This is a genomic window from bacterium (genome assembly GCA_020854115.1).
Taxonomy (GTDB): domain Bacteria; phylum Patescibacteriota; class Saccharimonadia; order CAILAD01.
On sequence record JADZGC010000004.1, the window covers coordinates 82225 to 94382 of the forward strand.

Below are 12158 nucleotides of genomic sequence, written 5' to 3' on the forward strand. Positions count from 1 at the left end.
ACATGACTCCAGAAGAACAGGCGAACGAAGCCTTGCAAGCTGCCAATATTGGTACGGTAAAATTCCAGCCGATCGAATCCGAGATGGAAAAAAGCTATCTTGAGTACGCTATGTCGGTCATTGTATCGCGCGCATTGCCAGATGTACGCGATGGGTTGAAGCCAGTACATCGACGCATTCTTTATGCAATGATGCGAGAGGGGCTGTACTCCAATCGCAAGCACTCTAAGTCTGCTGGTGTGGTCGGTGAAGTGTTGAAGAAATATCACCCGCACGGTGATTCGGCCGTGTATGATGCGATGGTGCGCTTGGCGCAACCATGGAGCTTACGCTACCCAATGGTTGATGGTCAGGGCAACTTTGGTTCACCAGACGGTGATCGAGCGGCTGCCTATCGATATACCGAAGCGCGCATGACCAAGATTGCCGAAGAGATGTTGGTTGATATCGACAAGAATACGGTTGACTTCATGCCAAACTTCGACGGCTCACACAAAGAGCCAAAGGTGCTGCCCGCTAAATTACCAAACCTCTTATTGAATGGTGTGCAAGGTATTGCTGTGGGTATGGCGACCAACATTCCGACTCACAATTTGCGTGAGTTGGTCGACGCTATTCTGCACATCATCGAGAATCCATCGGCTAATAGTGCCGACTTGCTACAGTTTGTAAAAGGTCCGGACTTCCCAACCGGTGGCATTATCTTTGATGATGGCGGCATTGCTAGCGCCTACACGACCGGCAAGGGGAGTATCGTGATGCGTGCAGTAGCCGAGATCGTTGAATCAAAGAAGGGCAAGCAACAAATCTTAGTGACCGAACTACCATATCAGGTAGTTCGTGGAAATCTTGTCGAGAAGATCGCTGAGCTGGTACATGCGAAGAAGGTTGTTGGTATTAGTGATATTCGTGACGAGAGCTCTGATCGCGATGGCACTCGTATTGTGATTGAGCTCAAAAAAGATGCCTATGCGCAGAAGCTTCTGAATCAGCTCTACAAGCTCACACCGATGCAGACGAGCTTCCACGTCAATATGCTTGCGCTCGTGGATGGCATTCAGCCGCGCGTATTGAATCTAGAAATGGTGTTGAAGTACTACTTGCAGCACCGGCAGGAGGTTGTCCGACGTCGTACGGAGTTTGATCTCAAGAAAGCCGAAGATCGAGCCCATATCCTCGAAGGTTTGTTGAAGGCACTCGATGAGATTGATAAGGTTATATCGACGATCCGTGCCAGTCAGACACAGGATGAAGCTCGCAAGGCCTTGATGCAAAACTTCAAGCTGACCGAAGTGCAGGCAAATGCCATCCTGGCGATGCAGTTACGAACTCTAGCTGGCCTGGAGCGCAAAAAGATCGAAGACGAATATGCTGAGTTGCAAAAACTCATCAAGGAGCTCAAGAGGATTCTGAGTAGTGCTGAAAATATCTTGGCTGTTATTAAGGAAGAGCTTACGGAGATGCGCGATAAGTATGGTGACGAGCGCCGTACGCAGATTGAGAACAAAGGCGCTGGTATATTTTCAGAAGAAGATCTTGTGCCGAACGAAGATGTGATTATTACTTTGACAAATGGCGGTTACATCAAACGCATGCCTTCTGACACCTACAAGAGTCAAGGTCGTGGCGGCAAGGGCATTATGGGTATGACGACCAAGGAAGAAGACGTTGTGCAAGATGTCTTGAAGACCAAGAACCATGATTGGGTGCTCTTTTTCACGAGTAAGGGGCGTGCGTTTCGCCTGAAGGTCTATGAGATTCCAGCCGCAAGTCGAGTTGCGAAGGGTGTGTCTATTGTCAATATTCTTAATCTTGCGCCTGAAGAACGAGTAACGAGCTCTGTGGCCCTGACCAAGGAGGAGCAGGCGCAGTATCTTTTCATGGCGACGCGTCAAGGTACTATCAAGAAGAGCAAGTTAACTGATTTTGCAAACATCCGCTCGAGTGGGATTATTGCCATTAAACTCGATGTCGGCGATGAACTGGCTTGGGTCAAGAAGTGTAGTGATGGTGATGATATTATCTTGTCGACATCGAAGGCACAGGCATTACGCTTCGGCCAAGAGGCTGCTCGGCCGATGGGTCGCGCGACTCGGGGCGTGCGGGGTATGCGTTTGCGTGCCGAGGATCATGTAGTCGGTGTCGATATTATTGGTCAAGAAGAAGGTCTCATGCTCGTCACGTGTGCGAACGGCTACGGTAAGCTCACGAAGACGGAGCAATTTACAAAGCATGCGCGCGGGGGGGTAGGAATTAAGGCTGGGGTGGTGACTACAAAGACGGGTGAGGTGATTGACTCTCGCGTGATTGGGGCGCGCGATGATGATCTGCTCCTGATCTCTCGTCAGGGTCAAGTAATTCGCTTGCGACTCAAAGATATCTCGGTGATAGGGCGTGCTACGCAGGGAGTGCGCATCATGAAGCTCAAGGATGGCGACACAGTTGCATCACTTGCATTGATTGATGCTTCAGGTGAGCCTGAGGTTACGGAGTAGCGCAGATTGCGTCAAGTGCGGTAGGATAGAAGCATAACCATGATCCACCGCACACTTCACTCCCTGAAAAAACTACCCACTCGAGTCCGTTCTCGGATGGGCGGGCATTTTATTAACCCTCGTGCGATTCTTGATGACCTGAAAATTGAAGAGGGAGATGCTGTGCTAGAGCTAGGAAATCCCATAGGGTTCTTTGCGCCGGCAGCCGTAAGCTTACTAGGAACTCCTGGGCGCATGATCGTAGCTGGCCCGAATCAAGATTCCTTTGATCGCATCAAGAATCTCATAGAAGGCCGCCGAGTTGAGCCTGTACTCTTGGCCGATGTCTTACTCGGTAAAGCCCTCGAACGCCATGTGCTCGATACAGTACTGCTCACAAATCTACTTTCGTCATCAGTGCACCCGAATCAGTTCTGCTTGTCGCTTAATAGTTATCTCAAGCCCAAAAGCCGCATCGTTCTGATTGACTGGGAAGTCAATACTGGAGTTGGCCCCGAGCACGAGCGTAAAGTAAGTCGGGAGGATGCCATCCGCATGCTTTCAGGCTGTGGATGGAAATTTGAGTCAAGTTTGCGCACCCCAGGCTATCATTATGGACTTGTCTTCAGGAACAATCCTCCGGTAAGATAGTAGCAATATAACGAGGAGGTGAGGGGTGCAGATTTCCGAGTATTTATGGGTGCCATTAGCTACCTGGGCAATTGCTCAGAGTGTGAAGTTTTTTATTGCAGTTTTTAGGGGGCAATATACTCCGTCGCTACTCTTCTCGTCGGGAGGTATGCCAAGCGTGCATTCGGCTACTGTGTCATCGCTCGCAACGGTAGCTTTGATCATCGGAGGCCCAGAGAACCCGCTCTTTGGGATTACCGGAGTAGTGGCGGCAATCGTGATGTACGATAGTCTCGGAGTGCGACGCTCGGCTGGTGAGCAGGCACGGATGCTCAACCACCTGATCGATGATTTGATGCAATCTGGTGCCATCAAGACCCACAAGAAGTACGGACACTTGCGCGAGATATTAGGTCATCGGCCGCTCGAAGTTGTGATCGGAGCAACGCTGGGTGTCTTGCTGGCTGCAGCCTTCAATGCATCGACTGTATTAGATCGTCTGCCGTGGCTCGTGGTACGCCCTAATGCTACTGCAATGTTGATTGAACTGATTCTCGCGCTATTTCTGATGGCTGTAGGTATTCTAACCTGGGTATTGGCACGGCGCCCACAAGGTCGCTTAGCAAGCTATCGTCCATTTGCAAGTCATATGGCTATTTCAAGTCTGGTGACAGCGCTGGTGCTTGGATTTTGTCTCCTAGTGCAGCGACAACAGATTGAGGGATGGCAGACATGGTTCGTGCTGCTAGTGGCTTTGATGGGCTTTGTATTTTGGCATCTAGGCCTGTGGTACCGTCTGCTCGTCGACGGCGCGTTACGTACGCCTGTCGAAACGAAGACATCTGCCCGTCGCGAGAAGTGGTTGAGCGCAGCCGGTAAGCGCCGCCAAAAAGCGTCTAAGTAATTTCTGCTCTTAAAGAGGGTTGACTTACCTTTAGGAGATCAGGTAAAATCCTCTCTAGTAGCTTTTATTGTAGAAGCAACAAAAATACATCGGTTCCGCTCCGGCGAAAAATCCAAAAAAGAATCGCCACTCAGGAGCCATATTTTTTGACACATCTTGTGGTGTGTATGTAGATCCGATTGGATTGAATTTTACGAACAGCTACGATCTTTGACAAGTGAAACGTGTCAGTTCAACTTAAAAAAGTTTTAAAGTTGTTTTGTATTCGTCTAGATGACAGGATTACATGCATTTCGAGTCTTCACTGTTGGCTCGAAAGCATTCCAAGATAACAGTGAAATGATTCTTTGAATCATTTGTGTATGAGAGTTTGATCCTGGCTCAGGATGAACGCTGGCGGCATGCCTAACACATGCAAGTCGTACGCGATCACTTTTTTCGCTCGCAGGTGCTGAATAGTATTATTCCGCCGTTGCGAGCGGAACTCATAAAGTGATTGAGTGGCGGACGGGTGAGTAACACGTTGGTACCTGCCCTAGAGTGGGGAATAATTCACCGAAAGGTGGACTAATACCCCATAGTCTCCGGTTTATCCGGAGTAAAGCTTCGGCGCTCTAGGAGGGGCCTGCGTTTGATTAGCTAGTTGGCGGGGGAAAGGCCCACCAAGGCGACGATCAATAGCTGGATCGAGAGGTTGACCAGCCACACTGGGACTGAGATACGGCCCAGACTCCTACGGGAGGCAGCAGTGAGGAATCTTCCACAATGGGCGCAAGCCTGATGGAGCAATGCCGCGTGCAGGAAGACGCTTTTCGGAGTGTAAACTGCTTTTCTGAAGGAAGATTATGACGGTACTTCAGGAATAAGGATCGGCTAACTACGTGCCAGCAGCCGCGGTAATACGTAGGATCCAAGCGTTATCCGGAATTACTGGGCGTAAAGCGTGCGCAGACGGTTTGGTAGGTCTTATGCGAAATCCGGTGGCTCAACCACCTGGACTGTATGAGAAACCCCCTGACTCGAGGTCGGTAGAGGCAAGTGGAATTTCTGGTGTAGGGGTGACATCCGTAGATATCAGAAGGAACACCAATGGCGAAGGCAATCCCCTGGGCCTGTACTGACGCTCATGCACGAAAGCGTGGGGAGCAAACAGGATTAGATACCCTGGTAGTCCACGCCGTAAACGATGATCACTAGTGGTATGGGGCTTCGACCCCCTGTGTCACGAAGCTAACGCGTTAAGTGATCCGCCTGGGGAGTACGAACGCAAGTTTAAAACTCAAAGGAATTGACGGGGACCCGCACAAGCGGTGGAGGATGTGGTTTAATTCGAAGCTACGCGAAGAACCTTACCGAGGCTTGACATCCCAGGAAGTCAGTCGAAAGACAGATGTGCCTTCGGGAACCTGGTGACAGGTGCTGCATGGCCGTCGTCAGCTCGTGTCGTGAGATGTTGGGTTAAGTCCCGCAACGAGCGCAACCCTTGTCGTCTGTTGTCTTTTCAGGCGAGACTGCCCGGGCCAACCGGGAGGAAGGTGGGGATGACGTCTGGTCAGCATGGCCCTTACGCCTCGGGCCACACACGTCCTACAATGGGTAGTACAATGGGCAGCCAAGTCGTAAGACGGAGCAAATCCCATCAAAACTACCCCCAGTTCGGATAGAGGGCTGAAACTCGCCCTCTTGAAGTCGGAATCGCTAGTAATGGCGCGTCAGCATAGCGCCGTGAATACGTTCCCGGGTCTTGTACACACCGCCCGTCAAATCACGAAAGTTGGGAGTGCCCGACGTGCCGCCTAAAGCGCGGCCCTAAGGTAAGCCCAGCGATTGGGGTTAAGTCGTAACAAGGTATCCGTACCGGAAGGTGCGGATGGATCACCTCCTTTCTAGGGAGAAAGCTGACAGGTAACTGTTTTGGCGCCTTGAGTGCCAACAGACCGTGATTGGTTCGAGCTAAAGAGCTTGCTCTTTGTGCTCACCACACATCATGACTCTGGCTATCCTAGGTCGATCGTTCACTTTTTATGAACGATTCCTGTCATCTTGGATACAACACTTTAGCTTTTCTATCGAGCTGACACGTTTCACTGGTCAATAAAAAACACCGCCTAATTCTGGCGGTGTTTTGAGTGTTTTTGATTTTTATGTGATTATGTTTTGACTTGGAACATGCTGCGGATCGCATCACCCACAGGCGTGAGAATCCAGTCCCACATACCGATCATCGTGCCGATGCCGAGTATCACGAGGCTAGCGCCTACTAGCTTAATGAACGCCGGCGTACCAGCGGTGATATGTCGCTCGACTGATGCGATAGCTCCGGTGAAGTTATAGACTTGCTCATGAAACTTTAGGACTAAGAATCCAATCACGATCATGCTGAGGCCAATAAAAATTTGTGTAAACATATGTGCTATTGTACGGGTATTTGAGGTGTTAGTAAAAAATGGTGCCTCTTTACGCTGAGGCTCGAACCTATTTTATCTCAAAAATGTAAGTTTGTGCTAAATTGCTGCTCCGTGCGCAAATGGAAGTCCGTAGAGCCAAATGCTACCAGCCCCGCCGCCTGCGCCAGCAGAGCTGTCGCGCGCCCAGCCCAGCCAGACTAACTTTTTGCATTTTTTTAGATTTCCCCCGCCAAAAAATTCTTTTTAATTTAGGAAAAAGTTAGTCTGGCTGGGCCGTTCGCCTGCCATAAATGGCAAGAGACGGCGGGGTTTCGTCCCTGCTGACTTCTAATTTTACTTAAACCGAAAGTCCGTGTCGCGAACAAAAAATAAGGCCAGCGGCTACGCCGCTGACATATGCAGTTGTAGGCAATGGCTACATGCATAAACTAGGAAAATAGCGCCGACTATAGCACTATATCTCAAAGCGAAAAACACGTATAGAACTCAGGACCTTTGCAACATTTCAGCAGGCGTCAGTAACTGCAAGCCTAAGTGTACGCGCTTAGTGTTGTAGTAGTCGAGATACGTCGTAAGCTTATCTCGCTGGCACTTAAGCGACACACTCCTGTTCCAGTAGTAGCCAATACATTCGGTTTGGATGGTGCGGTTAAATCGCTTAATGTGAGCGTTGTCATTCGGTCGGTGCAGCCGACTGTGTCTAGTAGCAATGCCATGAGACCGCATTACTTGCTCAAAATAGCGTCCGTACTCCGGCCCATTGTCAGCTTGTATCATAGTCACTCTAAAGCCCCAACTGTCTTGAGCTTCCAGTACAGCTTGAGCCGCTCGTCCCGGACTCAGCTTTGCCGCCAGGGTAACGTAAGCCATTCGGCTGAATAAGTCTATGACTGTGTAGTAGTACAGTCTCCTACCGCTACGGGGGTCAACATGGTGGATGGTATCCGTCTCAACTAATTCACCTGGTCTCACGGCATATGGACGATGAGGGTTATCTCGTTTGAGTCGTGGCTTCCTGGCACCATCAAAGCAGTGATGACGCCGCAGAATACGACGCACACTGCTGAGGCTAAGTCTTACTCCAAGAGTGTTTGTTACGTAATACCAGACAATCTCAGCACAACGCATTAACTTAGCCCGGGCAGCTAGAACGAGCCTGACTGTCGCCCCGGGAATAGCATTAGGACAAGTATGCGGCCTAGAGCTTAGTGTAGCGATTCGCCAGCTACAAGCAGTTAGCTTGTGAGCTAGGCTAACCGATCGGCTAGGCCGGTTAGGGTTGTCAAATTGGACATATCGGTTAAGCTTGTCCCATTTGCGTTTCCAGCGCCAGATGGTTGAGCGATGAACACCACACTTTCTTGCGACAACAGCCAGAGGTTGTTGGTCTTCGACCAGTAACCGCATAGCGGTTGCTCTGGCACTAGGTAAGTTAGGGTTGATAGAATAAGCCATGGTAGGCTCCTTTCTTATTAGTTGTTGATACTAACAGTTTAGGACGCCTACCTTTTTTAGTTCAATTTAGGTTGCAAAGGTCTTGAGTTACTACGAAAACATTGACAAATACTATATGTTTATTATAAAATATACCGAGTGTTTCTCAATCCCGAGAGACTCGTACCTAAGGAGTGTGAGGCAGATGCCCACAGGCTACACGTCCGACCTCTACGAGGGCAAGGATGTCGAGTTCTCTGATTTCGTCATGAAGTGCGCGAGGGCGTTCGGTGCTCTCGTTGAGCTCCGTGACGAGCCGCTCGACTCGCCTGTCCCGACGGAGTTCAAGCCGAGCAGCTACCACACGGAGCAGCTCGAGAAGGCCGAGGCGGACGTCGCTCGCATCAAAGCGTGGGACGACACCGAAGCTGACCGCCAGGCACAGCTCGCTTTCGAGCGCGCAACACATGAGTACCAAGAGTCGCAAGCTCGCGAGCTCGCGATGCGTGAGCGCTACGAGACAATGCTCGCCAAGGTTCAGGCTTGGACGCCGCCCACCCAGGAGCATCGCGAACTCAAGAACTTCATGGTCAAGCAACTAGAGAAGTCCATCGACTTCGACTGCAACACGACCTACCCGGAAGTTCCGGAGCGCCTCAGCGGTGCCGCCTACAAGGAGCAGCAACTCCATTCGGCCCGTTGGCAGGTCTCGTACCACACCGAGCACGGTGAGGAAGAGATCAAGCGAGCCAAGGAGCGTACCGATTGGGTTCGGGCCTTGCGCCAGAGCCTCACGGAGTCCTCTGACACAACTGTCGAGGCCTGAGAGCACGAAACCCTGCACATGCAGGTCGGTAGGCAGAAAGTCTAGTAAGAGATCGTGGCAAAACCACAATCACTGAACAACTTTCTACCTACCGTATAACCCGTCCATGAAGCGTAAAACAGCCATGCTGATGAGCCGTAAAGCGGCGAAACGGTTAGAAAAGTAGAATTAAAACCAGCCAGACTAACTTTTTCCTAAATCAAAAAGTTTCTTTATGGTGGGCTTGGCAGGACTCGAACCTGCGACCTCGTCATTATCAGTGACGCGCTCTAACCAGCTGAGCTACAAGCCCACAATATATGGAAGGTTTAATCGATAGATATCATGGTGGAGCATATCGGATTCGAACCGATGACCCCCTGCTTGCAAAGCAGGTGCTCTAGCCAGCTGAGCTAATGCCCCACGATTTGTTCCTAGCAAAATACATCAAATTGATATGAATATCGTATCTGAAGAACTGGCATATTGTACCTGTTTTTTATGATTTGAGCAAGGTCAATGCTCGGTTGTAAAAAGTCCTCCCCCACCGTAGCATAAATACTATGCAAGTGTTACTCGTAGTTGTACTGACGGCAGCCGTGTTTGGCGGCATGGCATTTTACTTACTCAGTCGCGATAATGGTCAGGAGCCTATATGGGCGCTAGCTACAGTATTTCTTATAGGGCTCGCAGCAGCTCAACTCGCAGGTGTTATTAATGACAAGCTCATCCCGTACCCAGTTGATACGTCTATCGGCTTCGTTGGCGCTTTGGTGGTGGGGATTATCCCTGGAATCTACGAGGAGATACTGAAGAGCCTGCCTGTAGCTTTCTTTGTTGGTAACCAGTCGTTTTTTCGGCAGCCAAGTGATGGGGTGATATATTTCGCGTTTTCTGGCCTGGCATTTGGCTTATTAGAGAACATTCAATATACTGTCCAGTTTGGGGCAATGGTTGGCTTTGACCGACTCCTGACATTATTATTCTTTCATGCTGCGACAAATGGCATATTTGGCTGGTATTTCTTCCGTGCTCGTCGGCGAGGTGACTGGAAGATTGCAGTACGTGCGGCGATCTTTTTGATGCTAGCCCATGCCGTATACAACTTCTCGGTCGCATATGCTGGGGCCATCCCATTGCTTCGTATGGTCGCCTACGTGATCTCAGTTGTTCTGAGTGTGTTGCTGATTCGAGTCTATGTATTGGCGCGCAAGGACGATAGACAAGCACGGTGAAGTCAGTCACAATATAAGATAAGCATAACTAATTTTTGGAGAATAATGGATCCGCGTATAGCATCGGGGGATGTAATGCAGCCAGGTGGCGGGACTCCCGCCGTACAATTGAATCCAAATCCGAGTATCGGAGTGGGGGAGATTGTTCGTCCAAACCCTGAGCAGTCAGTTGCTGCCGTACAGGCGCCGGTATATCCTCAAGCGCAGGCTATGGTGGTGCCTCCTATTGCCCCCAGCCCTATGCCACCCTTACCACAAGCGGCAGCACCCCAGCCTGTGCAAAACGGAGTACCGCAAGCACCAATAATGACTGCTCCATCGCCACCTCCCCAGATGATAGTACCTCCACCGGTAGCAATGCAGGCAGCTAACCAGCCGGTACCCGCCCAGCCAATGCCGCAGCCAATAGCTCCGCAGAGCCAGCCTGCTCCCGCACAGTTTGCGCCCGCCCCGCAGCAACCAGCACCGACGGCGCTTGTGCAAGGCGCTCCAATGATGGATGCGCTTGCACCGCGCCCCGCAGCTCCCTCGGTAGCTCCGGTGGCTACTCAGCCCCCCTCGGCGCAAGCTCCAGTACCAGCTCCGGTATCCACTAGTACAGTGAAATCAAACAAGCGATCAAGCCTAGCGCTTGCCGCTCTACTTGTCGGGGCAATGTCGGTTTTGTTAGAAATCTTTATTAGTAATCAGCTGAATTACATTATCGCTGTTGCTCCTGTAAGCCTTGCTGCCATAGGGTTGGGAGTACCGGCTCTCGGGAGCCCAAGACGTGGGCTTGCAATAGCTGGCGTAGTACTCGGCTCGCTGTCATTGGTCTCGGTAATTATCCTGTTTAGTGTTAATGCGGCAACGCAGAGTCGCTGTAGCATTAACCCGACAAGCGACCCGCAGTGCCAGGCGGTACAACCAACAGTAGGAGGATAATAAGATGTCAGTACAAACTATAGATATGCGTCGCAGCCCAATCGGTGCCGCAATTATATGGGGTTCAGTAGGGATGGTGTTGTTACTCTGGGCTTTGGTAGTACCTTTGCAGGGTCGCGTGGCGAATAGCGCTGTTATCTGGAAGAGCCTCGCAAATATCGGAGCATTTGCCGGCACAATCTTATACAGCTGGTCGGTAATCCTTTCGGCTCGGTGGCGTTGGGTAGAGAAGTTATTTGGGGGGCTTGATAAGGTCTATCATTGGCATCACATTACGGGTGGCCTGTCGTTCTTGCTTTTGGCCCTTCATCCTTTTTTCTTGACCATCCGACTAGCGGGTATTCGTCCGGATAAGCTTAGCTCGCTCTGGGTGCTCGGATCGAATTGGCAGCTCAATTTTGGCATAATCGCACTTTATGCAATGCTATTGATTCTGCCGGCCACTGTGTTCTTGCGTCTGCGCTATCAGGTCTTTCTCTGGATTCATCGTATTCTGGGCCTGGTCTTCTTTTCAGGCTTCATCCATGCTTTCTTGGCAAGCCAAGGCAACTTGGCGAAGTCGCAGCTGCTGTGGTGGTACGTGATGGTCTTTTGTCTGCTGGCGGTCTACGCCTTTTTCTATCATTCGATACTAGGGCGATTCGTGCCAGGACGGTTTCGTTACGCAGTCGCACAAGTGCGCAAGCATGGTGACTCGACAGTCGATATTATCCTTGAGCCAAAAGGGCGCTTGATGAACTTCATGGCTGGCCAATTTGCGTTTGTGAGTTTTGTCGGACATCCGATCAGCGATGAGGCGCACCCGTACTCCATGGCATCGTCGTCCCAACAGAGGCAGCTACGGTTTATCGTCAAGGTGCTCGGTGACTTCACGGCTTCCTTGTTGGCACTGAAGCCAGGGACGACGGCATACATAGAGGGCCCGCATGGCGGCTTCACTTTTCGGCATGTGCGTGGCTCGAAGCAAGTATGGATTGCCGGCGGGATCGGCGTCACGCCATTTCTCGCTATGGCGCAAGCACTGCCGTCGAAAAGGTATTCGGTTGATTTTTATTACTGCACACCCTCCAGTGCGGAGGCGTATTTCATGCCTGAGTTTCAAGCTATAGCCAAGCGCAATCCAAACTTCCGTCTACATCTATTCTGTCAGGATAAGGAGGGATTTTTGACCGCCGATATTCTGTCGAAGCAACATGACTGTCAGCGGACTGACTTCTTGATTTGTGGTCCGCCGCCGATGATGCGAGCGATACATGATGGCTTGCGCAAGCAGGGCGTGGGCGAGAAGCATATTCTCTATGAGGACTTTGGTTTCCGCTAATCCTTGGGGTCGAGCGGGCAATC

At 50.8% G+C, this 12158-nt stretch carries 9 protein-coding genes, 2 tRNA genes and 1 rRNA gene; 8 read left to right on the plus strand and 4 right to left on the minus strand.

Features of this window, described 5'->3' with window-relative positions:
• Positions 1-2 precede the first annotated feature (2 nt).
• The 4 genes from gyrA (at position 3) to IT415_00730 (ending at position 5894) form a co-directional block, all read left to right on the plus strand.
• Entirely contained in the window at positions 3-2495 is a 2493-nt protein-coding gene (gene gyrA / locus IT415_00715; GenBank protein MCC7543218.1) for a DNA gyrase subunit A, read from the plus strand.
• Positions 2496-2534: 39 nt separating this feature from the next.
• Positions 2535-3125, plus strand: coding sequence for a hypothetical protein (locus tag IT415_00720; protein ID MCC7543219.1), 591 nt, complete (start codon positions 2535-2537; stop codon positions 3123-3125).
• Positions 3126-3150: 25 nt separating this feature from the next.
• On the plus strand, positions 3151-4008 hold the full coding sequence (locus IT415_00725) for a divergent PAP2 family protein (GenBank protein MCC7543220.1): 858 nt from the start codon (positions 3151-3153) through the stop codon (positions 4006-4008).
• Between the two features lie 358 nt (positions 4009-4366).
• A 16S ribosomal RNA gene (locus tag IT415_00730) occupies positions 4367-5894 on the plus strand.
• A gap of 264 nt (positions 5895-6158) precedes the next feature.
• On the opposite strand, the gene IT415_00735 is transcribed toward IT415_00730, so the two are convergent.
• The gene (locus IT415_00735) at positions 6159-6416 is read right to left on the minus strand and encodes a hypothetical protein (GenBank protein ID MCC7543221.1); all 258 of its coding nucleotides are present in this window, start codon (positions 6414-6416) and stop codon (positions 6159-6161) included.
• Positions 6417-6902: 486 nt separating this feature from the next.
• Complete coding sequence (locus tag IT415_00740; protein MCC7543222.1) at positions 6903-7871, minus strand: DDE-type integrase/transposase/recombinase; 969 nt, start codon at positions 7869-7871, stop codon at positions 6903-6905.
• A gap of 184 nt (positions 7872-8055) precedes the next feature.
• Here IT415_00740 and IT415_00745 point away from each other — a divergent pair, with 184 nt between their 5' ends.
• Entirely contained in the window at positions 8056-8676 is a 621-nt protein-coding gene (locus tag IT415_00745) for a hypothetical protein (protein MCC7543223.1), read from the plus strand.
• A 215-nt stretch (positions 8677-8891) separates the two neighbouring features.
• Here IT415_00745 and IT415_00750 read toward each other — a convergent pair.
• Together IT415_00750 and IT415_00755 are read right to left on the minus strand one after the other, a co-directional pair.
• A tRNA-Ile gene (locus tag IT415_00750) sits at positions 8892-8968 on the minus strand.
• A 33-nt stretch (positions 8969-9001) separates the two neighbouring features.
• Positions 9002-9078: transfer RNA gene (locus IT415_00755), tRNA-Ala, on the minus strand.
• Between the two features lie 140 nt (positions 9079-9218).
• Here IT415_00755 and IT415_00760 point away from each other — a divergent pair.
• The 3 genes from IT415_00760 to IT415_00770 are packed head-to-tail and all read left to right on the plus strand — an operon-like array spanning position 9219 to position 12135.
• Positions 9219-9890, plus strand: a complete 672-nt coding sequence (locus IT415_00760; protein ID MCC7543224.1) for a PrsW family intramembrane metalloprotease — start codon at positions 9219-9221, stop codon at positions 9888-9890.
• A 45-nt stretch (positions 9891-9935) separates the two neighbouring features.
• Positions 9936-10814, plus strand: coding sequence for a hypothetical protein (locus IT415_00765; GenBank protein ID MCC7543225.1), 879 nt, complete (start codon positions 9936-9938; stop codon positions 10812-10814).
• A gap of 4 nt (positions 10815-10818) precedes the next feature.
• Positions 10819-12135, plus strand: coding sequence for a ferric reductase-like transmembrane domain-containing protein (locus tag IT415_00770; protein ID MCC7543226.1), 1317 nt, complete (start codon positions 10819-10821; stop codon positions 12133-12135).
• The last annotated feature ends 23 nt before the right edge of the window (positions 12136-12158 follow it).

Coding starts and splice junctions, on each gene's coding strand:
- gyrA (MCC7543218.1), top strand. CDS start 3: ATGACTCCAGAAGAACAGGCGAACGAAGCCTTGCAAGCTGCCAATATT.
- IT415_00720 (MCC7543219.1), top strand. CDS start 2,535: ATGATCCACCGCACACTTCACTCCCTGAAAAAACTACCCACTCGAGTC.
- IT415_00735 (MCC7543221.1), bottom strand. CDS start 6,416: ATGTTTACACAAATTTTTATTGGCCTCAGCATGATCGTGATTGGATTC.
- IT415_00740 (MCC7543222.1), bottom strand. CDS start 7,871: ATGGCTTATTCTATCAACCCTAACTTACCTAGTGCCAGAGCAACCGCT.
- IT415_00745 (MCC7543223.1), top strand. CDS start 8,056: ATGCCCACAGGCTACACGTCCGACCTCTACGAGGGCAAGGATGTCGAG.
- IT415_00760 (MCC7543224.1), top strand. CDS start 9,219: ATGCAAGTGTTACTCGTAGTTGTACTGACGGCAGCCGTGTTTGGCGGC.
- IT415_00765 (MCC7543225.1), top strand. CDS start 9,936: ATGGATCCGCGTATAGCATCGGGGGATGTAATGCAGCCAGGTGGCGGG.
- IT415_00770 (MCC7543226.1), top strand. CDS start 10,819: ATGTCAGTACAAACTATAGATATGCGTCGCAGCCCAATCGGTGCCGCA.